Below are 26,104 nucleotides of genomic sequence, written 5' to 3'. Positions count from 1 at the left end.
GTAGAGGACCTATTTCGAAGCTACAGAACTTTCATGACTCCGTGAAGGTGGATCGAGGGCCACGGACCGCCACGAACCGAAATCTGTCCGCATCTGCCGGTCGTGGGTCGCGACGGCCACCGCCGCACGGGTCTGGTCGAGTGCTTCGGTCAGTTCGCCGACCAGGGCGATCGACAGGTGGTTGGTCGGTTCGTCGAGCAGCAGGACGTGCGGAGCGCTGCTCAGCAGGATCGCCAGCTCCAGGCGCCTGCGTTGTCCAGTGGACAGCCGGCCGACCGGGCGCACCAGGTCTTTTCCTCTGAGCAGACCGAGTTCCCCCACCCGCGAACACAACTGCGCGGCTGTGGCGTCCTCGTTCTCGAACGCCGACTCCTGGGCCAGCAACGCGACCCGGCCGACGTGGTGCACCGTGCCGTTCGACGGCCGCAGGCGGCCCGCCAGCACGTTCAGCAGCGTCGACTTGCCCGCCCCGTTCGGGCCGGTGACCAGCAGCTTCTCGCCCGCGCTGAGGGAGATCGGCTCGGTGAGGGTCAGCCTTCCGGGTACTTCGAGCGGGGTGGCGTGCAGCAGGTCCCCGCTCGCCTCCAGTTCCGGCGGCGTGAAGCGCATCGGCGGCGGGGGAGCGTCGACGCGCTGGTCGTCCAGTTCCTCCAACCGGCGTGCGACGTTGCGCATCTTGTTCGCCGCACGGGTGGTGCGCTGGTGCCTGCCCGTGCCCTTCGGCGGACGCCAGCCGTCGATCAGGCGGGACTGGGCGCGGTCGACCTTCTCGGCCAGTTCGCCGTGCTCGGCTTCCTCCTGGGCGAACCGCTGTTCCCAGCGCCGGCGTTCGGCACGTTTGGCCTCCTTGAACGCCCGGTAGCCGCCACCGTGCAGGTGCACCTCGCCGTCCGGGGACGGGTCGAGGTCGAGCAACTGGGTGCAGACGTCGTCCAGCAGCGTGCGGTCGTGGCTCACGAGCACCACGACGCCATGGTGCTGCTGCAGGCGTTCGGTCAGGAACGCCAGCGCGTGCGCGTCGAGGTGGTTGGTCGGTTCGTCCAGCAGCAGGACGTCCGCGCGCTCGGCGAGCAGGCAGGCGAGCCGGACGCGATACCGCTGCCCGACGCTGAGCCCGGACAGCCTGGTCGCCCTGGCGTGGTCGGCGTCGAGGGCCTTGAGTGCGATGTCGGCGCGGCGCTCGGCGTCCCACGCCTCGATGTTCTCCGCGTGGGCCAGGGCTTTCTCGTAACGCTGCTCGTCGAACGGCTCCGCCGCACCGTCCAGTTCGGACAGTGCCTGACGGCTTTCGCGCAGCGCCTCGGACAGCAGGTCCCCCACCGTTTCGGTTGCGTGGAACGGCATTTCCTGTTGCACGAGGCTCAACGAACCGTGCCGGGTGACAGTTCCCTGGTCCGGCACCAGGTCCTCGGCCAGCAACCGGAGCAGGGTGGTCTTGCCACGGCCGTTCTCGCCGATGATGCCGAGACGCTGGCCCGCGGAGACCTTCAGCGAGATGCCGTCGACGACGGGCCCGGCCTCATAGCCCTTGGTGAGATCTTGGGTCGTCAAATGAACGTGCGAACGCACGGGAATCCTCTTCTGGGTACGCGAAATCAGGACGTGTAGCGCGGTGGCACACGTCCGTGATCAGAGGTAGAAGACCCCGTACCCGAATCCCATGAAACCCACGGTACTTACGGTCGCAACGCTTTTTCGACGGCCTTGCGGAGGTCCCGCACGCTCTCCTCGGTGCCCGGCTCCGGCCCGACCGTGCTGCCGCCGCCGACGAGCCGGTAGAAGAGCAGGCCCTCCAGGAACGCGGTGAAGTGCGCGCCCGCCCGTTCGGGATCCTCGTGGCCCAGCATCTTCGCGATCGCGGTGGCCTGCTCGCGCGGGGAGTGGACCATGATCGACTTCAGCTCGGGGTGGTGCGTGGCCTCCAGCATCGCCGCGTACCGCGCGAGCGTCCTGTTCCGCTCGACGAGCCAGCTGTCGAGCGTCCTCGCGATGCTGCCCGCGACGTCGTCGGGATCGGGCACGACGTCCAGCCGCTCCTGGTCCGCGAGCCGCGCCACGAACCCCTCGATCAACGCTTTGCGCGTGCGGAAGTACGCGCTGGTGGAGCCTTCCGGCAGCCCTGCCTGACGGTCGACCGCGCGGTGGGTGAGCCCGCGCATGCCCTGTTCGGCGACGAGCTGGATCGCGGCGTCGGTGATCAGGTCCTTGCGCACTGTGCTCCTCATCTCTCTACAGCTGTAGTCTACAGATGTAGAGTCCTCTACACCTGTAGAGGAGGATGCGATGAAGGCGATCGTGGTGGGTGGCGGCATCGGCGGGCTGGCGGCGGCGGTGTCGTTGCGCCGCGTCGGCTGGGAGGTCGTCGTCCACGAACGCGCGGCCGCCTTCGGCGAGATCGGCGCCGGCGTGGGCGTGATGCCGAACGCGCTGCGGGCGCTGAAGTGGATGGGCGTCGCCGACGAGGTCCGGCGGCTGGGCACGCCACGCGTGTCCGGCGGCGTCCGGGCGGTCGACGGGCGCTGGCTCGTGCACCTGCCCGACGTCGGCCAGGAGAAGGTCATCGCGATGCACCGCGCCGACCTGCACGGTGTCCTGCTGCGCGCGCTGCCGTCCGAGATCCTCCGCACCGACACCGAGGTGACCAGCGCCGACGACCTCGACGCGGACCTCGTGGTGGCGGCGGACGGCATCAACAGCCGCCTGCGCGCGGAACTGCTCCCCGACGCGCCGGGACCGGTGTACGCGGGCGCCACGGCGTGGCGAGGGGTGGCGCCGGGCCCCTGTGACCTGCCCCTCTCGCAGACGCTCGGCCCCGGAGGCGAGGCGGGCGTCCTGCCGCTCGGCGACGGCAGGGTCTGCTGGTACGTCGCGGTCGTCGCGCCCGCCCAGGCCGACCTGGACCCGGTCTCGTTGTTCGCGGACTGGCACGACCCGCTGCCGCACCTGATCGTCTCGACAGCCGACGTGATCCGGCACGACATCTACGAACTGCCGCTGCTGCCCACGTTCGTGAAGGGCAGGGTGGCGCTGCTGGGAGACGCCGCGCACGCGATGACGCCGTACCTCGGACAGGGCGCCTGCATGGCGCTGGAGGACGCGGTGACGCTGGCCTCGGTCGACGGTGATCTCGCTCGCTACGACGCGCTGCGCAGGCCGCGCTCGCAGTCGGTGTGGAAGGGCTCGCGGATGGCGGGCCGGTTCGGCATCGAGGTCCGGTCGCCGATCGCGCTGGCGTTGCGGAACTTCGCCTTCCGGGTGGTGCCGTCGTCGCTGGCCGTGCGGGGGATGACCCGGTTCTCCACGTGGGAGATTCCCGCGATGCCACGATGATGCGTACACAATGGACGGCACGGAGCACGTCAGTGCGATGCGCGCGGTGGTCTCCGCGCGGTGGAATCGTGAAGTTCACTCGAACGGGTCGAATCCAGTGGTGAGCTGAATCACTGGTCAATGTTTGATGTCGGCGCGATAACGGACGAGAACCACCCTTTGTAGCGTCCATTGTCACCCGGTTGCGGTATCAAGTAATCGCTGTGCGTACCGGACGCGGTCCAGTGATCCAGATGGCGTAACGCGACAGGCGGTTCCCGCTCCACGAAAGCGCAACTACGGTGCCTCGCCATGACCCCCGTCCCGACTGATGTGCTGCCCCGTTCCCTCACGGCGCTTCCCCCGGCGCAGGTCGAGAACATCGGCGAGTTCGACATCTCCGAGGCTGAGGACTTCGTCCGGCAGCACCACGCCGAACACCCGGAACTCGGTCCCGTCGAGGCCAGGCTGGCCGAGGTGCACGCGGAGATCGCCGCGACCGGCACCTACCGCCACACGACCGCCGAACTGACCTTCGGCGCCCGTGTGGCCTGGCGCAACAGCTCACGCTGCATCGGCCGCCTGTACTGGCGGAGCTTGAAAGTGCGCGACCAGCGCGAGGTCTCGGCCCCCGCCGACGTGGCGGCGGACTGCGTCGAGCACCTCCGCGTCGCGACGAACAAGGGCAAGATCCGGCCCGTCATCACGATCTTCGCCCCCGCCGAGCCCGGCATGGACGCGCCGCAGATCATCAACGAGCAGATCATCCGCTACGCCGCCTACCGCGGCACCGACGGAGGAGTGCTCGGCGACGCGCGGAACCTGGCGCTCACCGACCTCGCGGTGAAGCGCGGCTGGCAACCGCCCGCCACGCGCGGCCCGTTCGACGTGCTGCCGCTCATGGTGTCCTGCAAGGGCCACGACCCCGCGCTCGTCGAGATCCCCGCCGACGCCGTGCTGGAGGTCCCGCTGGCGCACCCGGACTTCCCGTGGCTCGGGGCGCTCGGCGTGAAGTGGCACGCCGTTCCCGCCATCAGCAACATGCGCCTGCGCATCGGCGGCATCGACTACCCGTCGGCGCCGTTCAACGGCTGGTACATGGGCACCGAGATCGGCGCCCGCAACCTGGCGGACAACGACCGCTACGACCTGCTGCCGTACCTCGCCAAGCGAATGGGCCTGGACATGTCGTCGGAGGCGACGTTGTGGCGCGACCGAGCTCTCGTGGAGCTCAATCGCGCCGTCCTGCACTCGTTCGGCGAGGCCGGCGTGACGATCACCGACCACCACACCGAGTCGAAGAGGTTCCTGACCCACCTGGAGAAGGAGGAGGCCGCGGGACGATCCTGTCCCGCCGACTGGTCCTGGATCGTGCCACCCGTGTCGGGCGGGGTGACGCCGGTCTACCACCGCTACTACGACTCCGGTGAGCTGCTGCCGAACTTCTTCCCCGCGGACAAGCCCACCGGATGCCCCGTGTCCCACTGATTCGGAAGGCGCGTTCCCCCGGCCGCGGCGGCGGCCGGGTCCGGGCGCTCGTGAACGCTCGGTGAGCGCGTCGTACCGGCGATTGGGCTGGTGGGGTGCCTGACATCGGCCGGTGCGATGGACTGGCAACTGTGATGTGGCCCAGGTCACCTTTGATCGCGTAACGTGCGTACGGTGAAAGTGGGAACCCCCGCAGAGTCGCGGCCCGCCGAGCGCCGAGTCGCCTGCGTACCGGAAACGGTGTCGTCGTTGGTCGACGCTGGACTGACCGTGCACGTCCAAGAAAACGCCGGGCGTCATGCCCACGCCCCCGACGCCGCCTACCGCGCGGCCGGGGCGACCGTGACGCCCGAGGACCCGACGCCGGAATCCGACGTCGTCGTGTCCGTGCAACCGCTGACCACCGACCAGGCCGAGAAGCTCAAACCCGGCGCGGTCACCATCAGTTTTCTGCAGCCCCAAGGCGAGCGGGAACTACTAGAGGTCTATGCGCGGCGGAACGTCACGTCGTTCAGCTTCGACCTGCTGCCCAGGGTCACCCGTGCCCAGAGCGCGGACGCCCTGTCCTCCCAGGCGCTGGTCGCCGGCTACCGGGCCGTCCTGGTCGCCGCCGAACGACTGCCGCGGTTCCTGCCGATGTTCACCACCGCCGCCGGCACCGTGCCGCCGGCGAAGGTGCTGGTGCTGGGCGCGGGAGTGGCGGGCCTGCAGGCGATCGCGACCGCGCGCAGGCTCGGCGCCGTCGTCGAGGCCTACGACGTGCGCAAGGCGGCGGGCGAGGAGGTCCGCAGTCTCGGCGCGAAGTTCCTCGAACTCGAACTGGAGACCCAGTCCGGCGTCTACGCGTCCGTGCAGTCCGAGGAGTTCCTGGAACGCCAGCGAGAACTCATCGGCGAGCACGTCGCGGCGTCCGACGTCGTGATCACCACGGCCGCGATCCCCGGTCGCAAGGCCCCTGTGCTGGTCACGACCGACATGCTCAAGGCCATGACGCCCGGCTCCGTGCTGGTCGACCTGGCGGCGGAGTCCGGCGGCAACTGCGCTGCTTCCGTTGCGGGACAGGAGACCTGGGTCGGCGAGGTGCTCGTGCACGGCGCGTTGAACCTGCCGTCGTCCATGCCGGTGCACGCGAGCAAGCTCTACTCGCGCAACGTGCTGAACCTGCTCAAGCTGATGATCGCGGACGGGTCGGTGCGGCCTGACCTCTCCGACGAGGTGCTCGACGGCTGCTGCCTCACCCACGACGGTCAGATCCGCAAGGAGTTGCCGTGATCGACCTGCTGACGATCTTCGTGCTGGCCGTCTTCGTGGGCTTCGAGGTGGTCTCGAAGGTGTCCACGATCCTGCACACGCCGCTGATGTCCGGCGCCAACGCCATTCACGGCGTCATCCTGGTCGGCGCGATCCTGATCACGGGGTCCGCCGAGAGCACCCTGGAGCTGGTTCTGGGGCTGCTCGCGGTCTTCCTGGCCACGGTCAACGTGGTCGGCGGCTTCGTGGTGACCGACCGGATGCTGGAGATGTTCAAACGATGACGGTCCAGCTGATGTACCTCGTCGCGTCCGTGTGCTTCATCCTGGCGCTGAAAGGCCTGAGCTCGCCCAAATACGCGCGCTACGGCAACTTCATCGGCGCGTTCGGCATGCTGGTCGCGGTCATCACCGCGTACGTGCACGGCGTCGTCCACAACGGACTGTGGATCCTGATCGCCGTCGCACTCGGTGTCGTGGTGGGCATTCCGGCCGCGCGGTCGGTGAAGATGACGGCCATCCCGCAGATGGTGGCGCTGTTCAACGGCGTCGGTGGCGCGGCGGCGGCGCTGGTGGCGCTGGCCGAGTTCTTCGCGGTGCCGGGCACCGACGTCATGTTCCGGCTCGCGACCGTGCTGACGGTGCTGATCGGCTCGGTCAGCTTCTCCGGTTCGGTGGTCACGTTCCTCAAGCTGCAGGAGCTGATGACGACCCGCCCGGTGCTGTTGCCGGCCGGGCAGCAGCTCGCGATCGCGGCCGCCGTGTCGTCGGTCGCGTTGTGCGCCTTGACGATGGCGGTGCCGAACGGGTTCCTGCTCTGGCTGCTCGCCGTCGTCGGGCTCGCCCTCGGTGCGCTGTTCGTGCTGCCGGTCGGTGGCGCGGACGTGCCGATCGCGATCTCGTTGCTCAACGCGTTCACCGGCCTCGCGGTCGCCGCGTCCGGCTACGTGCTGGCGAACACGCTGCTGATCGTCGCCGGCACGCTCGTCGGCGCGTCCGGCACCATCCTGACGCGGCTGATGGCGCAGGCCATGGGGCGGTCGCTCACGAACATCCTGTTCGGCGCGTTCAAAGCGACGACCGTTGCGGTGCAAGGGGAAGAGCAGCGGACGGTCAAGTCGGGCACGGTCGAGGACGTCGCGATCCTGCTGGGATACGCGAACAACGTGGTCGTCGTGCCGGGGTACGGGCTCGCTGTCGCGCAGGCACAGCACGCCGTCCGTGAGCTCGTGTCGCAGCTCGAACGGCGTGGAGTGTCGGTGGCGTACGGAATTCATCCCGTCGCGGGCCGCATGCCGGGGCACATGAACGTGTTGCTGGCCGAGGCGGACGTGCCGTACGAGCAGCTCAAGGAGCTCGACGACGTCAATCCCGGCATCACGTCGGTCGACGTGGCCGTGGTGGTCGGCGCGAACGACGTGGTGAATCCGGGCGCGCGGGACGAGCCGACCAGCCCGATCTACGGCATGCCGATCTTCGACGTGGACCGCGCGAAGTCCGTGGTGTTCATGAAGCGCTCGATGCGGCCCGGGTTCGCCGGCGTGGACAACGAGTTGCTCTACAACCCGAAGACGACGCTGCTGTTCGGGGACGCGAAGGACTCGCTCACGAAGCTGCTGGCGGCGGTGAAGCAGCTGTAGTCAGCAGCTCGGTCACCTCGGCCGCGGTCAGGGCGGGCAGCAGTCCGATCACGCCGTCCGCGCCCGCCTGTCGCCAGTGCTCGGCGTCGGCGAGGGTGTGCACCTCGTCGACGCCGAACCGCACGCCGAAGCCGTGCACGGTCGCGATCAGGGCGCGCATCGCCTGGTACAGCGGGGAGTCCGGGCTGGGCGCTGGTGCGCGGGTGATCACCGAGCGGACCGGTACCTCGGTCAGCACGGCCAGTTCGTCGTGGCCGCCGTGGAACCCGTCCAGTGCCGTGACGATGCCGTTGTCGTGCAGCACCACCGCGTTGTCGTCGCCCGCCAGCACCGACGCGATGTCCAGGGAGATCCGCAGCCGCTCGGCCGGCAGGCCCGTCTCGTCGAGCGCTCGTTTGACGTCGGCGACCAGGTCCTCGTCGCGGGACTGCAAGGCGCCCAACGCGATGTGCAGCGTGGGCGCCCGGTCGCCGAACTCCGCCACCCATCTCGCGGCCTGCGCGCACGCCTCCCGCAACAGCCACCGGCCTATCGGCAGTGACAGGCCCGTCGAGTCGGCCAGCGCCATGGTGTCGTTGTGGCTCAGGTCGTCCCAGTGCAGCCGGGCGACGGCGCCGAGCACCTCGCTCGTCTCCAGGTCGTGCACCGGCGCGTAGACGATCTCGATCTCGCCGTGCTCCCACGCGCCCGGCATCGACGCGGCCAGCGCGTACTTGCCGCGGCGCCGGGCATCGTCGTGCGGGTCGTGCAACGCCCACTGCCGCTTGCCGCGCGCTTTCGCCTGGCGCAGCGCGGAGTTCGCGCAGCGCATGAGCTCGGCGGCCGTGACGAACGCCGGCGGCCGGTCCACCACGCCGATGCTCGCCGACAGCGCGATGCCGTGATCGTCCACGAAGGTCGGTTCGCCGAGGACCTCCTGGATCTCCTCGACGGTCGAGGTGACGGTGTCCGAGGCGACCAGGATCGCGAACTCGTCGCCGCCGACCCGCGCCACCATCGCGCCCTTCTCGGCGGCGAACCTGCCCAGCCTGGTCGCGACGATCTTGAGCAGCTTGTCGCCGGTTTCCTGGCCGAGCCCGTTGTTCACGACCGAGAACGCGTCCAGGCCCAGGTGGTACAACGTGATCGGCCGGCCGTCGAGCTGACGTTCCACCTGCGAGATGAAGTGCTGGCGGTTCGACAGACCCGTGAGCGAGTCGTGCAGCAGTTGGTGGTCGAGGCTGCGCTGCAACAGGTGCAGCTCGCTGATGTCCTCGACCATCGTCACGTGGTGCGTCGGCTCGCCGTCCGCGTCGCGCAGCACAGACACCGCGAGGTGCACCCACACCGGTTCGCCGTCCACGCGGATCAGCTTGCGCTGGTCGCGGAACCTGTCGACGTGCCCCTCCTGCACCTTCCGGTACGAGGCGCCCAGGGCGGCCACGTCCTCGGGGTGGTAGAAGTCGCGCAGGTCGCGGTCGTTGACGTCGGCGCCCGACTCCAGCCCCACGATCTCGGCGAGCGCGTCGTTCGCCTGGACGCACCTGCCGGTGAAGTCGGTGATCGCGATGCCCAGTGCCGCGGAGTCGAACACCTCTTGGAACCGCGCCTGGCTGACCATCAGCGTGCGCTCGACCCGCTGTTTGGCCCGCACGATCGCGACTTTGATCTCCTCCTGCTGGTCGAACGCGTCCATCCGCATTGCCTGGGCGTACGCGGAGGCCATGCGGGCCAGCACGGGTAGTTCGAACGCAGGCGAAAGGACCTCGATCGTGGCGCGCAACGAGTCGGGACCGGTTGCGTGCAGTGACACCAATCGATAGGCGACCGATTCAGGCGACCCCGGAAGCTCACGCAGCGAATCGAGCAACGCCTGCTCGATTTCGGCGTGGGACAGCGGGATGTACGCGGTGGGAGTCAGCGCGTGCATCCAGCGGGCGGCGAGTTCCGGAAGTTCCATGCTGTTCACAGAGCGTACGGATTCACCGCTGTCCGGCCAACAACAACAGGCGCACTACACCTTCCGGCCGACGGCGGCGTAGATGCCCGCCTTGTCCGGATCGTCGGTGTCCGTGCCCTCCGGCCGCCACAACGGCGTCGGCACGATGCCGGGCTCCACCAGTTCGAACCCGGCCAAGAGCGCCTCGATCTCGCTCTTCGTGCGCGGGTACATCGGGTTCTGGCTCTTCTTCATGACCTCGACGATCCCGGCCATCTCCTCGGGCTGCAGGTCCTGGGTGAACTGCGAGACCGCGAGGTAGCTGCCCGCGGGCACGGCGTCGCGGTAGGCCGCCACGACCGCGTTCGGGTCGGCCTCCGGTGGCACGAAGTGGAAGACGCCGGCCGTGAGCACTCCGACGGGCTGCGAGAAGTCGATCAGACCGCTGTCCCGCGCCGCCTGCAGCACCGCATCGGGCCTGGTCATGTCCTCCTGGATGATCGCCGCGAGCGGGTCGCCCTCCAGGATGAGCTGGCTGTGCGCGACCGCGACCTCCTCGAAGTCCACGTAGACGACGTGCGCCTCGGGGTCGGCCTTGCGGGCGATCTCGTGCACGTTGCCGACCGTCGGGATGCCGGAGCCGAGGTCGAGGAACTGGCGGATGCCCTCGTCGATCATGAGCAGCACGGCCCTGCGCAGGAACGCCCTGTTCTGCCGGGCGATCGTGCGGGCGTTCGGCTGGGCCTGCAGGAACTTCTCGGCGAGTGCCCGGTCGGCGGCGAAGTTGTGCCCACCCCCGAGCAGGTAGTCGTAGAGGCGCGCGGCGCTCGGCCTGCCCGTGTCGACGCCTTCCGGAACCCAGCTCACCCGTTCAGACATGTGACCAGGCTACTGAGACGCCACACGCGTGCGGCAGTGCTTGAGCGCCATTGCTCCAACAGAACGCTGCTATCACTGGAAAGTGTGAATCAGGAGCGTCGCCAGTGCGACGCCCAGTGCCGTGCCGAGGCCTCGCGCGACGTTGACCAGCCCGCTGCCGACACCGGCCGACCCGTCCGGAAGCACGCCCATCACCCGTTTTGTGCAGGCCGGCGCGATGATCCCGAGCCCGATGCCCGCGACGACGAGCTGAATCACCTGCGGCACAGGCAGGATCAGCGCAACAGCCGTGATCAGTGCTCCGGTCCTGATCCCCGTCCTGTTCAGCAGCGTGGCCGCGACCGCGAACCCGAGCGGCAGCGCAGCGACCATGAGTCCTATATGTGCCAAGGGTTGTTTCATGGTGAACGGCAGCAACGTCATCGGCGCGAACAACGCGGCGTAGGTGAGCAGCACGCCCACCAGCCCCGGCAGCACCTTCCACGTCGGCTTTCCCTTGTCCCGCGCGGTCTTCGTGCGGGGGAGCAGGTAGTGGCCCATGACCATCGCGACGACGCCGATGGGCACGTTGATCGCGAACACGGCCTGCCACCCGTAGTTCTCGGTCAGGTACCCGCCGAGCAACGGCCCCGCAGCCAGCCCGGTCGCCTGCGCCGCGGCCTGAACTCCGAGCGCCTTGCGCCGCTGCTCGGGCGCGACCGCCGTGGTGACCAGCGCGACGCTGTTCGCCTGCAGCATCGCCGCCCCCACGGCCTGCGCGATCCGGGCGGCGATGAGCGAGTCGAACCCCGGCGCGTACACGCACGCGATGGACGCTCCGGTGAACAACGCGAAGCCGTAGATGTAGACGATCTTGCGGCCGATCCGGTCCGCGATCCTGCCCATTGGGACGAGCAAGGCCACGAGCGTGATCAGGTAGCTGAGCGAGATCCACTCCGGATCGGCCTGGAAGTGGGCGCTCATCGCGGGGAACGCCAGCGTGACGATCGAGGCGTCGAGCTGACCCATGAACGCGCCGAAGCAGACCGTCGCGATGACCAGCCAAGGCGCGTACGACCGGCGGGCGATCCACGCCGGTCTGGGCGACTCCGTGACGAACCAGTTCATCGTGGTCAGATTATATCTGACACAGAGCTATTGCCCCGCGTTCAGTAAGATTTCCGCATGTCAGACGAAGCCCGCACGCTCACCGACGTCGTCACTCGCCTGCGCCGGGCGTTGCGGACGAGCATCCGGGCCGACTGGCCGTGGGAATCCCTGCCGATGGCGCAGGTAGAGCTGCTGCAGACCCTCGCGGAGCGCCCGCCGATGAAGGTCGGTGACCTCGCCGCGGCCCTGCGACTGGCCCCCAACACGGTGTCCGGGCTGGTGTCCCAACTGATCGACTCGGGCCTCGTCGTCCGCGGCGGAGACCCCAAGGACAGACGGGTAGCCCGGCTATCCGTCTCACCTCGTGGACACGAACAGCTGCTCGTCTGGCAGCGCGAACACGAGAAGCGGATCGGCGCCGCACTGGGCAAGCTGGAGTCCTCGGAACGGGAGGACGTCGTGCGCGCGTTGAAGGCCCTGGACCACCTGGTGGAGCACCTTGCCGAACCCACGACCTGAGTCTCGACCACTGGCGTTCGTCTCGTTGGTGTCGCTGGGCGGCGGGCTCGGGGGAGTGGCGCGCTACGGCCTGTCGGTGTTCGTGCCGGGCGCGTGGGGGCTGTTCGTCATCAACGTGCTGGGGTCGTTTCTGATCGGCGTGCTGATGGGGCTGGTGCCCAAGCCGTTGGTGCGCGCGTTCTTCGGGGTCGGGATGTTGGGCGGCTTCACGACGTTCTCGTCGTACGCGGTGTCTTGGTCGTGGGCGCTGCTCGCCACGCCGGTTTGTGCTGTGCTGGCGGCGTTTCTCGGGTTGCGGGTGACGCGGTGACCGTGCTGGTGGTGTTTCTCGGGGCTGCTTTGGGTGCACCTTGTCGGTACCTGCTCGACCGGTTCGTGCAGTCGCGGCACTCGTCGGACTTCCCGTTCGGGACTTTGACGGTGAACGTCGTCGGGTGCCTGCTCATCGGGTTCGTCGTCGGGACGTCGTGGATGCCGCTGCTCGGGGTCGGGTTCTGCGGTGGGCTCACGACGTACTCGACGTTCAGCTACGAGACGGTGAAGCTGCTGGAGGCGGAGAAGTACCGGTCAGCCCTGCTGAACGTCGTCGTCAGCGTGGTGCTCGGAGTAGGGGCGGCGGCCGTCGGTCTCGCTCTGGCGCACTGACCCCATCGCGGCACGACCTGGGGAGAGCCTGGGGGGCGAACAGCCGCCACCCAGGCTTTCGCTCGGCCGTTACGAAACGTCCTTCAGGCGGGACAACATGTCCGGCAGCGTCCCGGTGTGCACGACGCCGAGCCGTTGCGTGGCGCGGGTCAGCGCGACGTACAGGTCCGACGCGCCACGCGGCGACTCGGCGAGGATGCCGTCCGGGTCGACCACGACCACCGCGTCGAACTCCAGGCCCTTCGCGTCGGTCACCCCGAGCACCACGACCTGCGCCTCCTCCAGCTCGTTGCCGACGGACGACCCCGGAACGGCGGAAGCGATCGACGAACCCACCGACGACAGCAGTGCGGCCGGCACGATCACCGCGATCTTGCCGTCGCCGACCGCGGTGACCTCGCGCGCGATCAGTGCCGGCACCTCGGACGCGTACGACGTCACCGTCGAGACCCAGGGCGCCACACCGGTTTCCCGCACCGACGTCGGTGGCACCAGGGAGGCGTCGACCGAGGCGAGCACGTCCGCGGCCACCTCCATGATCTCGGCCGGCGTGCGGTAGTTGACCGTCAGTTCCGTGAGGCGCCAACGGTTCTGCACGTACGGCGACAGCACGGAACCCCACGAGGTGGCTCCGCCGATGTCACCGGTCTGCGCGATGTCGCCGACGACCGTCATGGACTTGCTGGGGCAGCGGCGCATCAGCGTGCGCCACGCCATCGCCGACAGTTCCTGGGCCTCGTCCACGATGATGTGGCCGAACGTCCAGGTGCGGTCGGCCGCGGCACGTTCCGCGGCGGTCTCGTAGCGGTCGACGCCGTGCCGCTCTGCCAGGCGGTACGCGTCCATCAGGTCCGTGGCCGTCAGCATGTCGGGGTCCGCGTCGTCCTCCAGGTCGAGGATGTCGAGAACTCCCTGGGCGTACTCGACGGCCTGGCGGCGCTGGCGTTCGGCGCGGGCCTTGGCCTCCGTGTCGTCCTCGCCGAGCAGTTCGGCGGCCTCGTCCAGCAACGGCACGTCGGCGGGCGTCCAGTCGTCCGTCGAGCGCTGCAGCAGGTCGCGCTCCTCGCGGGTGAACTTCGACATCGCGCGGTTGCGGCGCTTCGGGTTCGCGTAGAGCTCCGAGAGCAACGAGAACGGCGTCAGCACCGGCCACAGCGACGAGATCGCGGCCTGGACCTCCGGGGACTCGCGCAGCTCGCGGCGGATGTCGTCCACGTCCGCCTTGTCGAGCAGATGACCACCCAGCCGGTTCACGACCATGCCCGAGAGCGTCGAGACGATCTCGCGGGCGAACGTGCGGCGCGCCTCGTTGTGCGCGCGGCGGGTCCGGCGGGCCCTGCCCCGTGCCTCGGCGATCGCCCGCCGGTCCAGGCGCAGCACGTCGTTGTCGAAGCGGATCTCGACGGACGGCGGCGCCTCCTGGCGGTCCCGCACGGCCGCGGCGATCACGTCGGCCATCTCGAGGCGGCCCTTGACCGCGGCCGCCGCTGCCGACTCGCGGCCGGTGGCCGTCAGGTTGGGGTAGAGCTCGCCGACCGTGGACAGCAGGACGCCGGTCTCGCCCAGCGATGGGAGGACCTGACTGATGTATCGCAGGAACGTCGTGTTCGGGCCGACGACGAGAACACCGCGTTTCGCCAGCTGTCGACGGTGTGTGTACAACAGGTATGCGGCTCGGTGCAGGGCCACCGCGGTCTTGCCGGTGCCGGGCCCGCCCTGCACGACGACGACACCGTTGAGCTCGGACCGGATGATCTTGTCCTGCTCGGCCTGGATGGTCGCGACGATGTCGCTCATCTGGCCGGTGCGCGACTCGTTCAGCGCGGCGAGCAGCGTCGCCTCGCCGGTCAGGCTGTCCTTGGACGAGCGGCTGACCGAGTTGATGTCGAGCACCTCGTCGTCGAGGCCGATCACCTTGCGCGAGCGGGTCCGCAGGTGCCTGCGCCGCCGCACGCCGTCAGGGGAGGCGGCGGTGGCGAGGTAGAACGGCCTGGCTGCGGGTGCCCGCCAGTCCATCAGCAGCGGCTCGTAATCCTTGTCCTCGTCGAAGAGACCGATTCGGCCGATGTAGAAGCGGTCTTCGTTGTGGAAATCGAGCCGGCCGAACGCGAGTCCGTTCTCGACCGCGCTGTACTGGGCCAATTGATCTGTGTACATCGCGACGGAGGTGTCGCGCTCGGACCGCATCTGATGCGTGCCGCCGGTTTGTCGCAACGATTGTGCGAGTCGTTTCGACGTCTGTTCGCGGAGGTCGTCGAGCCGGCCGTACAACATGGCCACGTATTCCTGCTCCGGCTCCATTTCGGCGAGCCGGAGGTCATCGGAGGGGCTTGACAACTTGCCTCATTTCTCGATATCATGCGGCGTCGGCTTTTATTCCGATTCGCACTGTCCTGCCCGCGCTGTGGTCGCTGAGCGCAGACTGTCTAATCTACACGCATATCAGCGTGATGCAGGTACGCCTTACGCAGCAGTGTGGCCAACGTATCGCGCTCGTGCGGAGTCAACGGCGCCAGCAGCTCGTCCTCATGTGCCCGCGCTGCCTCCAGTCGCTCCAGCAGCGCCTGTCTGCCCTCTTCGGTGATCGACACGGTGAACCGCCGCCGGTCCCTCTCGTCCCGTCTGCGCTGGGCGAACCCGAAGCCCTCAAGCACGTCGAGCACCGACACGAGGTCGCTCGGGTCCATCCGCACCCGGTCGCTGATCCGCTTCTGCGCCACCGCCTCCTGCTCGGAGAGGTACGCGAGCACCGTCAGGTGAGGGCCCCGCAGGTCCGCTCGCCCGATCCGGCGCGCTTCCCTCACCAGCCCGAGCATCAGGTAGCTGGGAAGGCGCAGAAGCTGATCGATGCTCATGTCGTCAGTCTAGAAAAGATCTGTCCCCCGATCGTGGATAGCGCTGCGTGAGGAACCGCCTCGGACGGGGGCCGACAGGGTGAGCGTTGGGGTGACGTTTCTCCGCAAACCACCAGGAAACGGCAAGGTGGGGGTATGACGCGTGCGGAGATCGTCCGGCTCGCCCGTTGCGTGGTGCGCCGGCCCCGGTGGCAGCTCGTCGTGGCGGTCCTGCTGTCCGCGTGGACGCTCGCCTGGGTGCTCGGCCAGCTCGCCGAAGACCCCCTGAGCCCGCTCGGGCTACTCGCCTGGACCGGCATTCCCCTCGATTCGGCATCCCTATGGGCTCAGGAGCGCGCGGAGGTCCTGGCCTGGCTCGCCACGCTCGGCGGCTTGAGCTGGGCGGCCACCACCGAACAGGGTCAGCTGCCCGCTCTCGCCGGGTGGTTCGCCGTGCTGGTCGCGGGAGAGGCGGCCGGATACGAGCACGCGGTGCAGCGGGCGATGCTCAGCATGGTCGTGTTCCTGCTCGTCCTCGCGGCCGTGTCGATCACCGGGCGGCGCGCGTTCGTCGTCGATCGCGTCGCCGTCATGCCGAAGGACGTCGTGCGGGCGGGCATCACCGCCGCCGTGCTGACCGCCGTGGTCCCGCTCATCGCTCCTGGTCTGGCGCTGACCCGTCTCGTTCGCCCTTACGTGACGAAACCTCCACGCCAGTTGAGGCGGGTTGAGGTCCCTTTGCTGCGGGAAACCGGGTGAGGTGAGCGACTACCTGCCCCCTCCCGCACCCCCGCGCAGTGCGCTGACCTTGCGGTTGTGGCTGGCCGGGTTCGGGCTGGTCTTCAACTCGGTCGCGGGCTGGCTGGCGCTGCGAGCCGACTTCACCTGGCTCGGAATCCTGCTTTTACTACTCGCCGTCGTCTGCCTCGTTGACTTCGGCTGGGTGGTTCATCGCAAACGGCGCGGAGATCCGGGCTGAACCTGTCAGGAACCTGTGCTGGGCAATGAGCACACTTATGGATAAAGATGTTCGTGTGCATGAAGATCCGGCAAAAGGCAGGTTAGCCAGGGTGATGCGCCGGCAGCCTGTGCAACAGCGCGGCGCGGCGACTGTCTCCGCGATCCTGGACGCTTGTGCGAGCCTGCTGAACGAATACGACTACGACGACATCACCACGGCTCGCATCGTCGATGTGGCCGGAGTGCCCATTGGTTCCTTCTATCAGTACTTTCCCGACAAACGATCCGTTGTGCACGCTCTGGCACTTCGCGGTATGGAGACCTATCTCCGCGAGGTCGGGGAGCTGTTCGCCGCGGATCTGATCGCGGACACGTGGCGCGAGGCCATGGCGCAGATCGTCGCGGTGTACATGCGGATGCTGACGGACGTGCCGGGCTTCGGCCGGGTGCGGTTCAGCGACATGCTGGACAGCCACCGGCTCGACTCCAGCGTCGACCAGTACGAGCTGATGGCCGAACGGCTGGCGGAGATGTTCGTCAACCGGTTCGGCGCCCACGGCGACGCCCCGGTGATGCTGACGTTCCGGATCGCCGTGCAGACCGCGGACGCGCTGTTCAAGCTCGCCGAACGGGTCGACGAGGACGACCGCGCGTATGTGGTCGGCACGGCGAACGAACTGCTCACCGGCATGCTGGGGTCGGTGCTGGAAAAGCCCCAGGATCCGATTCAGAGCCCGTAGGACTCCAGCAACCGCAGCCACACCTCGCTGATCGTCGGGTACGAGGGCACCGCGTGCCACAACCGGTCCACGGTGACCTCCCCGACGATCGCGACGGTGGCCGAGTGCAGCAGCTCGGCGACGTCCTGACCGACGAACGTGACACCGACCAGCGTCCGCGTGCGCTCGTCCACGACCATCCGCGCCTTGCCCTTGTACCCGTCGGCGTGCAGCGACGACCCGGCGACCGCGATGTCCAGGTCGACCACCTTGACGTCGCGGCCCTGAGCCCGCGCCTCCTCGGCGGTGTGCCCGACGAACGCCACCTCGGGGTCGGTGAACACGACCTGCGGCACGGCCACGTGATCGGCCCACGCCTGGCCCGCCGACCACTGCTTCGGCTCGAACCCGCGCGACCGCTCCAGGATCGCCGTGCCGACTGCCCGCCCCTGGTACTTGCCCTGGTGCGTCAGCAGCGCCCGCCCGGTGACGTCACCGGCCGCGTACAGCCACCGGCCGTCCACACCGGACACCAGGCCGGAGTCGTCGATGGTCAGCGGCTTGCCGTCCTTGGTCGCCGGTACCCGCCCGGTCGCGACGAGGATGTGCGCCCCCTGCACGACCCGGCCGTCCTGCAACGTCAGCTCGCCCGGCTTGATCGACGAGGCGCGGCCGCCCAGCAGCACCTCGACGCCGTCCTCCTCCAGCCCCTCCACGACCAGCGGGCCGACGAACTCCTCGAACTTCGGCAGCGGCCGGTCGCCGGACACCACCAGCTTCACCTTCGAGCCGAGCCGCGCCCACGCCTGCGCCATCTCGACGCCGACGACACCGCCACCGAGCACGACCAGCGACTCCGGCACCTCACGGGCCGACGTGGCCTCGCGCGAAGTCCACACAGGAGTGTCGGCAAGACCTTCCAGCGGCGGCATCTTCGGCACGCTGCCGGTGCACACCACCACGGCCTGGCGGGCGCGGTAGACCTCTCCGCCCACGGTGACCTCGCGTTCGCCGGTGACCTCACCGTCGCCGCGGATGACGTGGATGTTCTCCGACTCGGCCCACTTGACCTGGCCGGTGTCGTCCCAGTTGGAGGTGAAGCCGGTGCGCCGCTCCAGCACCGCCGCCGCGTCGAGCGACCCGCCCACCACACCCTTGACCCTCTTCGCGGCGGCGAGCGCGTGCCCGGAACGCAGCAGCGCCTTCGAAGGCATGCACGCCCAGTACGAGCACTCGCCGCCGACGAGCTCCTTCTCGATCATGGCGGTGGACAGGCCACCCGCGGCCGTTCGCCAAGCCACGTTCTCACCTACGGGGCCACCACCGATGACGATGACGTCGAAGTCCATGGCCGCCAGACTAGGCCTGGATCAGGAAAGCCACATGAGGCAGAAGGGGTGCCCGACCGGGTCCGTGTACACCCGGAACGTGTCGTCGTTGTCCTTGCTCACCAGCTTCGCGCCGAGTTCCAGCACCTTCGGCTCGGCCTCCTCGACGTCCTCGACCAGCACGTCGAGGTGGAACTGCTGCGAGCCGCGCGGATCCGGGAACGTGGGTGGCTGGTACTCCGGCGCGAGCTGGAACGCGATCCGCGTGCCTCCGGTGACGATCACCACCCAGGTGTCGTCGTCTCCGGGAAGGCGTTCGGCGCCGAGCAGTTCCTCGTAGAAGGACGCCAGTTCGGAGGGATTCGGGCAGTCGAGCACCACTGAGCGAAGTTGTCCGACCATGCCCTCCACCCTCTACCGGGTGGTGGGAAGCCGCAACGCCTGCTTGGCGATCGGGTCGAGCGTCTGGTCGCCCGCGCCGCCCGACCACACCGCGAACGCCAGCGTCACGTGGCTGCCCTTGGTGCCGTTCGCGAAAGCCGCGCTCTCCAGCGGTTTGCCGTCCAGGCCGTGCACGCCACCGGATCCCGGCAGCACGACGACCGCGTGCAACGACTTCGCGCTGGGCGCGTCGTACAGGTCCATGTCCGCCACCAGTACGGTCGCCGGCTTGCCCTGCACCGTCGTCTCGTAGGTGGCGCGCAGCAGCACACCGCAGTCGTTCGCGATCAGCCACGCCTTCACGTCGCCGAACGCCTGTGCCTGGCAGTCCTGGTCCTTCTTCATCTCCTTCGGCACGAACGTCGTGCCGTCCACGACCACCGTCGTCGGCTGCGTGGACGTCGGTGCGGGCGTCGCGTCGGCCGGCTTGTCGTCGCCGGGCAGCGCCACCACCAGCCAGGTGACGAGGATCAGCGCGACCACCGCCGCGACCGCTAGGTAAGGCCAGGTCAGCTTGCCCGGCAAGCGTTTGCGCGAGATGAGCTGCCCCATCGCGGCCTTGGGGATCAGCATCGTGTTGGCGGACGCGAGATCGGACACCGCGTCGCTGAAACCCTCGGAGAGCAGTGACCGCGCGTCCGGCGGCGTGCCGGTGGTCTGCAGGATCGCGAGGAGCTTCACGGCGTGGTCGGCCGTGCAGGGCACGGTCGACGTCGCGAGTTCGCGGGCCGCACTGAGCAAAGTGGACGGTTTGGGGTGCAGCACCCGCACGCCGCGGTTGAGGTCGACCGTCGGCTGCACGACCTGGTCCACGAACGGGCCGACCGCCACGACGGTGCTCACCGGGAGCGGTTCCGCGCGCATCGCCTGGATCCGCTGCGCCACCGCGGTCGCCGCCGCCACGGCCTCGGTCGCCGGGTTGGGCGCGCCGTCCTGGGCGACCAGCGGCCAGCCGTCGATCGTCCACTGACCGCCGAGCGGTGCTTCCAGCTTCAGCGCTGGGTCGGGCAGGTCGACGCCGACGATCACGAGAACGCCCTTGGGCAGCACGACGATCGCGTCCAGCGGCACCGGGCAGTCGGGTGGTTGCACGCCGATGAGCGCAACGCCACCCAGAGCTTGGGTACCCGCGCCGCAGGCCGTGAGGGCGGCACGGACGTCCGCCCCAATGGCCGAGGGTTCAGCGCCCAGACGGATCAGCCGCACGAGTCCCTACCTTTCCGCACGGGGGGACACCGTAGCGGTCCGGGGTCATCCCAACGCAGCCGGTCGAGACATTGCGTGATGCCCGTCACCGATAAGTGGATCACTCGTTAGGTGGATTGCCTGCCAATGTTCACGGAGGGTCCATGTACACACGCGCTGCACTGCTCGCCGTACTGCTGGTGGCCGCCGCATCCCCTGTCGCGACGGCCGCACCGACCTCCACGGTCTACGTTCACGGAGCCGACATCACCGCCGCGGAACAGGCGGTGGAGGCTGCCGGTCTGCAGAAGCTCACGAGCTTCCGCAAGATCGGCGTCGTGGCCGCGCGGGGTGACTCCGCGCGGATCTCCTCAGCCAGGGCCAAAGCGGGCGTGACGCGCGTCGAGGTCCAGCAACCGATCAAGTACCTCGGATCGACCTCGCACACCGCCACGCGCGGCCTGGACGCCCGCAACAGTCTCGGGCTGACCGGCGCGGGAGTGTCGGTCGCGGTGATCGACTCGGGCGTCGATCCGAACCACCCGTCGTTCGGCGGCCGGATCGTCCGCAACCTGAAGAGCCTGTGCCTGGACGGCTCGACGCAGACGAACTGCATCGTGCCGGTGCCGAACTTCCTCGACACCGACACGACGTCGTTGGGCGGCCACGGCACCCACGTCACCGGCATCGCGATCGGCGGCGACGTGCAGACCACCGGCGGACCGGTGATCCACGGCGCGGCGCCGGGCGCGAAGGGCGTCGTGATCTCGACCGGCGCGGCGATCCTCATCCTCGGCGCGGACGCCGCGCTGAACTGGGTGCTGGAGAACCACCAGGCCCCGTGCGGCGCCGGCGTGCCCGCCTCGACCTGCCCGCCGATCAAGGTGATCAACAACTCCTATGGTCCATCTGGCGGCGGTGCGTTCGACCCTGAGTCGGTCACTGTCAAACTGCAACGACAGCTCGTGGCCGAAGGCGTCGTCGTGGTGTGGGCGAACGGCAACGACGGCGGTGATGGTTCAGCGAACCTGTCGAACCCGCCGGGCATCGACCCGACCCCCGGCGTGATCTCGGTGGCCTCCTACAACGACCAGGAGACCGGCACCCGCGACGGCGCCGTGTCGGACTTCTCGTCCCGCGGTCTCGCCACGGACTCCGCGACGTGGCCGGACATCTCGGCACCGGGGGAGAACATCACCTCGTCGTGCCGGCTGTACCTGCCGATCTGCGCGACCGGCCTGAAGCCGCAGAACGGGCCGGGACTGCTCGACCTCGGCACGTTCAACACGATCAGCGGCACGTCGATGGCGGCGCCGCACATCGCCGGGATCGTCGCACAGCTGTTCCAGTCCAAGCCTTCAGCGACGCCCGCCGACATCGAGCGGGCGCTGAAGTCGACGGCCCACAAGTACGGCACCGGTTACGGGCCCGCAGGCCCCTACACCTCGTCGTTCGACAAGGGCACGGGTCTAGTCGACGTGGTGGCCGCGGTAAACGCTCTGTAGATCACGATCAGGCATCGCTCGGCCGGGAGATCGGGACTTAAGACCTGTATCTGCCCCGGTCGGGTGATGATCGAGCTGGTTCTTATGGCGGACTTGCCTCAAGTCGAGGCAGAATGCAGCGAACGGGTTCCACGGTGATCACCTCACACTCGACAAAGGCGTAGGGGAAGACGTCCCTCGTCGAGTAGCGGAGGTCAGCAGTGAGCACCCGTGGCAGCACCAGTGGCGTGGTTTACGTCCACTCGTCGCCGTCTGCGGTCTGTCCGCACGTCGAGTGGGCGATCTCGGGCACCCTCGGTGTCCGGGTAGACCTCAGGTGGGCAGCGCAACCCGCGGCACCAGGCCAGTTGCGCGCTGAATGCGCATGGACCGGAGACGCCGGCACCGGCGCCAAACTAGTGGCTGCGCTGCGCGCGTGGCCCATGCTCAGGTTCGAGGTGACCGAGGAACCGTCCTCCGGTCAGGACGGCGAGCGCTTCTGTTTCGCACCCGTTTTGGGGCTGTGGCACGCCCGTACGTCGGCGAACGGTGACATCGTCGTGAACGAGGACCAGCTGCGTTCCCTGGCTGTACGTGCCAGAGGCGGCGAATCCTTCGCGCACGGCGTCGACGAGCTGCTCGGTGCGGCGTGGGACGACGCGCTGGAACCGTTCCGTCGCGCGGGCGACGGCGCTCCGGTGACCTGGCTGCACCGTGTCGGCTGACGGAACTGTTCAGTCCAGTGTGGACCCCGCTCACCGTTTGGGCAGCGGGGTTTCCTCGCGGTGGGTGGGATCCCAGGCCAGCATGAGCTGCCCGTAGAGCGCGGACGTCTTGAGCAGGTGCTCGTGGGAGCCGAGCAACGGCTTGCCGCCGTCCATGACCAGCACGCGGTTCGCTCGCAGCGCCGAACTCAGCCGGTGCGCGATCACCACGAGAATCCCTTCCCGTCGCGCGAAAGCCCGTTCGACCCTGGCTTCGGCGGCGGGGTCCAGATGTGAGGTCGCCTCGTCGAGGATGACGACGCTCGCGGACGTGACGAAGACCCGCGCGAGTGCCAGCAGCTGCGCCTCACCAGCGGAAAGTCCTTCTCCTCCATGGCCGAGCGGAGCGTCCAGGCCACCGAGTCCGTCCAGAAGTGGTTTGGCGCCAACCTTCTTCACCGCGTCGACGAGATCCTCGTCGGTCGCCCACGGCGCGAGAAGCGTGAGGTTTTCTCGCACAGTGCCCGTGAACAGGTAAGTCTCCTGCGGAATCAGTGCGATCGCGTGGTGCCTGATCGTCGGCGCCACCCGGTCGACGGGCGCGCCGCCGAACAGGACGCAGCCGTTGTCCGGTGGCATCAGCCCGGTGAGCAGACTGGCCATTGTGGACTTGCCGATGCCGGACGGCCCGACCACCGCCAGGTGGTCGCCGGGGCGCAGGTCGAGCGACAGGCCTCGCAGCACCGGTTCCGCGTCCGGGCTCCAGCCGAACGTGACGTCCCGCAGCACGAACTCGCCGTTGGCCGGGATCTCGGTGCCGATCTCCCTGCCGGAGCGCGGCGCGGCCTCCTGAAGTCGTTTGAGCGCGACCATCAACCGCATCACGACGGTGCTGGTGGTGCGGGCGAGGCCGTGCAGCGCGGGGTTCACGCTGCTGGTCAGGTAGACGACCGCCGCCAGGACCGCACCCGTGGTGAGCTGCCCCGAGGCGACCAGCGGGGGAGCGAACGCGACCAGCATCACGATCGGGGTGAAGCCGCCGATCGCGATCACCGTGGCGCGCAACGCGTTCGCCCACGCGACGGTGACCGAGGCTTTGGCCTGGTGGTCGACCTGCCTCGCGACGTCCTGGTACGCCTCGGCCGACGCGGTGCAGGCGGCGACGTCGCGCAACCCGGTCAGCACCGCGCCGGACGCCTCCGCCGTGCGTTCGTCGGCCATCACGACATCGCGTTGTCGTTTGGCCAGTGAGGGAAGCAGCAGGCCGAAGAGCACCAGTGCGGCCACGATCGGCAGCACGACCAGCCAGATCAGCGCGGCGGCCGTGGTCGCGAGGCCGATGAGCGCGGCGACCGTCGTGACCAGAAGTGCACGAGCCTGCACCAGAACGCCCGCGGTGGCGTCGCGAACCACCTCGACGTGCCGGGTGATCATGGCGACCGCGCTGGCGTCCGGTGTCCTGCGGTGCGTCGGGTCGTCCAGCACACCGTTCACGACCCGCGTGACCAGGGCGTCGCGCATGGGTTCGACCACGTCGCCGAGCCGCGCGAACACCTGCCGCTGGCCGAGTGCGCCCGCCACCGCGAGCGCGGCGAACGCGAGCAGCCACAGCACGCCCGCCAGCGGATTCCCTGCGGCGAAGCCCTGGTCGACGGCGGTGCCGACGAGCTTGCCGCCGAAGAACGCCGGGATGCCCTCGAGCATGGACCAGCCGAGCAGGATCAGGACGCCTCTGCGGTGCCCTGCCAGCGTGGAGAGGTAGAAACGCATCACTCGCCCCCGGTGAACACGGCGCGGTAGTCCTCGTCGGTCCACAGCTCCCGGTGGGTGCCGGTGCCGCGGATCCTGCCTTCTTCCAGCCACACCACGAGATCCGCTCTCGCGGCCGTGGCCGGGCGATGCGTCACCACCACCCTGGTCCGGCCGGGAAGTGCTGTCGTCAGCGCGTTGTCCACTTTGGCCTCGGTCACGGTGTCCAGACTGGCGGTGGCGTCGTCGAGGACGAGCACCTCGGGATCTCTCACGATCGCGCGGGCGAGGCCGATCCGTTGCGCCTCGCCACCGGACAACGGGGCGTCGGCCAGCGGCGTCTCGTAGCCCTGCGGCAGACGGATCAGCACGTCGTGCACCTGAGCGGCGACGGCCGCGTCCCGCACCTGGATCTCGTCCGCGTCCGTTCCATAGCCGATCGAACGGCCGATGGTCGCGCCCAGCAGCGCCGGACGCTCGAAGGCGTAGCCGACGGAGCCCTCTCCCGACACCTCACCCGAGTCCACAGGGGACAGTCCGCCGAGCACCGCCGCCAGCGTCGACTTGCCGGCGCCGGAGCTGCCGACCACGGCGGTGAACGCACCCGCGGGGATCGTCAGGCTCACGTCGCGCAGCGCGCCCTCCACGCTGACGTCGCGCAGCTGAATGCATCCGCTCGACGGCGCGGAGACGGTTTTTCCCGGTACCGGGGTGTCGAGGACCTCCGCGATCCTGGTGGCGGAGGCGCGCGTGCGTTCCAGGGCGGTGAGCTGCGGGATCTGCCCGACGATGCTCATGCCGAGCGCGGTGTAGCCGAGGGCGGCGAGCACGTCACCGGTGCTCAGCCTGCCCTGGAGAATGCCGAAACCGGCGGCGACGAGCACGGCCAGTTCCACCGCCGGCAGCAGGAGACCCGCGCGCCACATCATCTTCGCCTGAGTGCGCCACATGCCGCCGCCCGCCGCGGCGAGGCGGGGGAGTGGCTGCAACACCCGGCCGGACTCGCGTTCGGCGATGCCCGCCGCGGCGATCGTGTGCCTGCCGGCCACCGCGTCGAGCAGACGGGCCGAGATCTCGCCGGAGACCTCCTGGTAGGCCAGCACGTCGTCGGCGGTGAGCTGCATGTGGGAACGGACCAGGAACGTCGCCAGCGGGACACTCACCGCGAACACCGCGGCGAGCCGCCAGTCCAGCAGCGCCAGTGCGATGACGGCACCCACCGACGACACCGCGGCGATGATCAGGGACAGCACGGTGACCACGACACCGCCGGCATTGCCGCAGTCACCGGTCAGCCTGCTCACCGCGTCACCCGCGGCGAACCGCGGCGGATGACCGAGCAGGAGGAGATGGCGGGAAAGCCGCTTGCGCAGCCACGCGGTGGCGCGGGCGGTGATGCTCGCCGCGAGCACGATGCCGATCGCGTCCCCGACGATCTCAACGGCCGCGAGCAGGAGTAGCAACAGGACGGTGACCAGTACGAACGTTCCGCTCAACGCCATGTCCACGGCGTTGGCGAGCGCGGTGGGGAGCAACAGGGCGCTGGTGGTGGCCACCGCGGCGTTGATCAGCAGCAGCCACGGGCGCACGTCCCGCCGCACGACGGAGAACAGCAGAGCGTCACCGGGTCTGGCCATCGGCTGTTCCTCCGGGGGTCGTCAGGGCGCATCATGAGCAAGGGCCCGACAGCTGGCCGGCTGCCGGGCCCTGCAGTTGGCGGGTGAGCGGCATACTTCGCCTATGCCGCTCACTCACCGCGGTGGTTCAGTTGAGGCGATGTCAGCAGGCCAGCAGGCTGACGGTGCTGTGCGAGCAGGGGAGCAGCAGCGACGCGTTCGACGCGGTCGTGGAGCCGCCGCCACCGCCGCCGCCACCCGACGCCATCGCGTTGCTCGGCGCCTCGGGGGTCTCGAGGTCCTGCATGTCGAGGATGAAGCCCATGACTGTCTCCTAATTTCGAGGG

The 26,104-nt window shown here is 69.0% G+C and carries 26 protein-coding genes; 13 read left to right on the top strand and 13 right to left on the bottom strand.

The window, feature by feature from the left end; all coding sequences use genetic code 11:
• Positions 1-9 precede the first annotated feature (9 nt).
• Together SK854_RS30475 and SK854_RS30470 are read right to left on the bottom strand one after the other, a co-directional pair.
• Positions 10-1,569, bottom strand: a complete 1,560-nt coding sequence (locus tag SK854_RS30475; RefSeq protein ID WP_319978550.1) for an ABC-F family ATP-binding cassette domain-containing protein — start codon at positions 1,567-1,569, stop codon at positions 10-12.
• Positions 1,570-1,676: 107 nt separating this feature from the next.
• Positions 1,677-2,225, bottom strand: a complete 549-nt coding sequence (locus tag SK854_RS30470; protein WP_319978549.1) for a TetR/AcrR family transcriptional regulator — start codon at positions 2,223-2,225, stop codon at positions 1,677-1,679.
• A 58-nt stretch (positions 2,226-2,283) separates the two neighbouring features.
• Between SK854_RS30470 and SK854_RS30465 the strand changes: the two genes are divergently transcribed.
• From SK854_RS30465 to SK854_RS30445, 5 genes are all read left to right on the top strand, one after another.
• Positions 2,284-3,330: an FAD-dependent monooxygenase gene (locus tag SK854_RS30465; RefSeq protein WP_319978548.1), complete on the top strand. Its 1,047-nt coding sequence runs from the start codon at positions 2,284-2,286 to the stop codon at positions 3,328-3,330.
• Positions 3,331-3,621: 291 nt separating this feature from the next.
• Positions 3,622-4,797, top strand: coding sequence for a nitric oxide synthase oxygenase (locus tag SK854_RS30460; RefSeq protein ID WP_319978547.1), 1,176 nt, complete (start codon positions 3,622-3,624; stop codon positions 4,795-4,797).
• Between the two features lie 174 nt (positions 4,798-4,971).
• The gene (locus SK854_RS30455; RefSeq protein WP_319978546.1) at positions 4,972-6,069 is read left to right on the top strand and encodes a Re/Si-specific NAD(P)(+) transhydrogenase subunit alpha; all 1,098 of its coding nucleotides are present in this window, start codon (positions 4,972-4,974) and stop codon (positions 6,067-6,069) included.
• On the top strand, positions 6,066-6,332 hold the full coding sequence (locus SK854_RS30450; protein ID WP_053737731.1) for an NAD(P) transhydrogenase subunit alpha: 267 nt from the start codon (positions 6,066-6,068) through the stop codon (positions 6,330-6,332). Before SK854_RS30455 ends, SK854_RS30450 begins: the two co-directional genes overlap by 4 nt.
• On the top strand, positions 6,329-7,687 hold the full coding sequence (locus SK854_RS30445) for an NAD(P)(+) transhydrogenase (Re/Si-specific) subunit beta (RefSeq protein ID WP_319978545.1): 1,359 nt from the start codon (positions 6,329-6,331) through the stop codon (positions 7,685-7,687). The genes SK854_RS30450 and SK854_RS30445 overlap by 4 nt, the downstream gene beginning before the upstream one ends.
• Here the strand turns inward: SK854_RS30445 and SK854_RS30440 are convergent.
• The 3 genes from SK854_RS30440 to SK854_RS30430 all read right to left on the bottom strand — a co-directional run bounded on the left by SK854_RS30440 (position 7,653) and on the right by SK854_RS30430 (position 11,591).
• Positions 7,653-9,626, bottom strand: coding sequence for a putative bifunctional diguanylate cyclase/phosphodiesterase (locus SK854_RS30440; RefSeq protein WP_319978544.1), 1,974 nt, complete (start codon positions 9,624-9,626; stop codon positions 7,653-7,655). The genes SK854_RS30445 and SK854_RS30440 overlap by 35 nt on opposite strands.
• 54 nt (positions 9,627-9,680) lie before the next feature.
• Complete coding sequence (locus SK854_RS30435) at positions 9,681-10,484, bottom strand: SAM-dependent methyltransferase (protein WP_319978543.1); 804 nt, start codon at positions 10,482-10,484, stop codon at positions 9,681-9,683.
• Positions 10,485-10,556: 72 nt separating this feature from the next.
• Positions 10,557-11,591, bottom strand: a complete 1,035-nt coding sequence (locus SK854_RS30430; protein ID WP_319978542.1) for an MFS transporter — start codon at positions 11,589-11,591, stop codon at positions 10,557-10,559.
• Positions 11,592-11,648: 57 nt separating this feature from the next.
• Here SK854_RS30430 and SK854_RS30425 point away from each other — a divergent pair, with 57 nt between their 5' ends.
• From SK854_RS30425 to crcB, 3 genes are read left to right on the top strand one after another with little or no spacing between them, the layout of a single operon-like run.
• Positions 11,649-12,092 (top strand): MarR family winged helix-turn-helix transcriptional regulator, encoded by a 444-nt coding sequence (locus SK854_RS30425; protein WP_258950829.1) that lies wholly within the window; start codon positions 11,649-11,651, stop codon positions 12,090-12,092.
• Positions 12,073-12,402: a fluoride efflux transporter FluC gene (locus tag SK854_RS30420; protein WP_319978541.1), complete on the top strand. Its 330-nt coding sequence runs from the start codon at positions 12,073-12,075 to the stop codon at positions 12,400-12,402. Before SK854_RS30425 ends, SK854_RS30420 begins: the two co-directional genes overlap by 20 nt.
• Positions 12,399-12,737 carry a fluoride efflux transporter CrcB gene (crcB, locus tag SK854_RS30415; protein WP_319978540.1) on the top strand — a complete coding sequence of 113 codons (339 nt, stop codon included), beginning with the start codon at positions 12,399-12,401 and terminating at the stop codon, positions 12,735-12,737. The genes SK854_RS30420 and crcB overlap by 4 nt, the downstream gene beginning before the upstream one ends.
• A 69-nt stretch (positions 12,738-12,806) precedes the next feature.
• Here the strand turns inward: crcB and SK854_RS30410 are convergent, their stop codons facing one another.
• Positions 12,807-15,074 (bottom strand): HelD family protein, encoded by a 2,268-nt coding sequence (locus SK854_RS30410; RefSeq protein WP_406601843.1) that lies wholly within the window; start codon positions 15,072-15,074, stop codon positions 12,807-12,809.
• A gap of 89 nt (positions 15,075-15,163) precedes the next feature.
• On the bottom strand, positions 15,164-15,592 hold the full coding sequence (locus tag SK854_RS30405) for a MarR family winged helix-turn-helix transcriptional regulator (protein ID WP_319978539.1): 429 nt from the start codon (positions 15,590-15,592) through the stop codon (positions 15,164-15,166).
• 135 nt (positions 15,593-15,727) lie between these two features.
• Between SK854_RS30405 and SK854_RS30400 the strand changes: the two genes are divergently transcribed.
• Genes SK854_RS30400 through SK854_RS30390 form a run of 3 tightly spaced genes read left to right on the top strand, consistent with a single transcriptional unit; the run spans position 15,728 to position 17,271 of the window.
• Positions 15,728-16,330 (top strand): hypothetical protein, encoded by a 603-nt coding sequence (locus SK854_RS30400; protein ID WP_319978538.1) that lies wholly within the window; start codon positions 15,728-15,730, stop codon positions 16,328-16,330.
• Position 16,331: 1 nt separating this feature from the next.
• On the top strand, positions 16,332-16,550 hold the full coding sequence (locus tag SK854_RS30395) for a DUF6343 family protein (RefSeq protein WP_319978537.1): 219 nt from the start codon (positions 16,332-16,334) through the stop codon (positions 16,548-16,550).
• Between the two features lie 25 nt (positions 16,551-16,575).
• Positions 16,576-17,271, top strand: coding sequence for a TetR/AcrR family transcriptional regulator (locus tag SK854_RS30390; protein WP_319978536.1), 696 nt, complete (start codon positions 16,576-16,578; stop codon positions 17,269-17,271).
• Here the strand turns inward: SK854_RS30390 and SK854_RS30385 are convergent.
• The 3 genes from SK854_RS30385 to SK854_RS30375 are packed head-to-tail and all read right to left on the bottom strand — an operon-like array spanning position 17,259 to position 20,225.
• Entirely contained in the window at positions 17,259-18,599 is a 1,341-nt protein-coding gene (locus tag SK854_RS30385; RefSeq protein ID WP_319978535.1) for a dihydrolipoyl dehydrogenase family protein, read from the bottom strand. The genes SK854_RS30390 and SK854_RS30385 overlap by 13 nt on opposite strands.
• A 21-nt stretch (positions 18,600-18,620) precedes the next feature.
• A complete protein-coding gene (locus SK854_RS30380; protein ID WP_319978534.1) occupies positions 18,621-18,980 on the bottom strand; it encodes a VOC family protein in 360 nt (119 codons plus the stop codon).
• A 12-nt stretch (positions 18,981-18,992) separates the two neighbouring features.
• Positions 18,993-20,225: a hypothetical protein gene (locus SK854_RS30375; protein ID WP_319978533.1), complete on the bottom strand. Its 1,233-nt coding sequence runs from the start codon at positions 20,223-20,225 to the stop codon at positions 18,993-18,995.
• Positions 20,226-20,368: 143 nt separating this feature from the next.
• On the opposite strand from SK854_RS30375, the gene SK854_RS30370 reads away from it, so the two are divergent.
• Together SK854_RS30370 and SK854_RS30365 are read left to right on the top strand one after the other, a co-directional pair.
• A complete protein-coding gene (locus tag SK854_RS30370; RefSeq protein WP_319978532.1) occupies positions 20,369-21,709 on the top strand; it encodes a S8 family serine peptidase in 1,341 nt (446 codons plus the stop codon).
• A 200-nt stretch (positions 21,710-21,909) separates the two neighbouring features.
• Positions 21,910-22,413 (top strand): DUF3145 domain-containing protein, encoded by a 504-nt coding sequence (locus tag SK854_RS30365; RefSeq protein ID WP_030474501.1) that lies wholly within the window; start codon positions 21,910-21,912, stop codon positions 22,411-22,413.
• Positions 22,414-22,443: 30 nt separating this feature from the next.
• Here SK854_RS30365 and SK854_RS30360 read toward each other — a convergent pair whose 3' ends face one another.
• The 3 genes from SK854_RS30360 to SK854_RS30350 all read right to left on the bottom strand — a co-directional run bounded on the left by SK854_RS30360 (position 22,444) and on the right by SK854_RS30350 (position 26,082).
• The gene (locus tag SK854_RS30360; protein ID WP_319978531.1) at positions 22,444-24,162 is read right to left on the bottom strand and encodes an ABC transporter ATP-binding protein; all 1,719 of its coding nucleotides are present in this window, start codon (positions 24,160-24,162) and stop codon (positions 22,444-22,446) included.
• Entirely contained in the window at positions 24,162-25,778 is a 1,617-nt protein-coding gene (locus SK854_RS30355; protein WP_319978530.1) for an ABC transporter ATP-binding protein, read from the bottom strand. Before SK854_RS30355 ends, SK854_RS30360 begins: the two co-directional genes overlap by 1 nt.
• A 142-nt stretch (positions 25,779-25,920) precedes the next feature.
• The gene (locus SK854_RS30350) at positions 25,921-26,082 is read right to left on the bottom strand and encodes a SapB/AmfS family lanthipeptide (RefSeq protein WP_086665831.1); all 162 of its coding nucleotides are present in this window, start codon (positions 26,080-26,082) and stop codon (positions 25,921-25,923) included.
• Positions 26,083-26,104 lie beyond the last annotated feature (22 nt).

Origin of the sequence: Lentzea sokolovensis (assembly GCF_033949975.1) — a bacterium.
Classification (GTDB): domain Bacteria; phylum Actinomycetota; class Actinomycetes; order Mycobacteriales; family Pseudonocardiaceae; genus Lentzea; species Lentzea sokolovensis.
The sequence above is the reverse complement of the archived record's forward strand: the minus strand, read 5'-3'. Positions and strand labels throughout refer to the sequence as shown.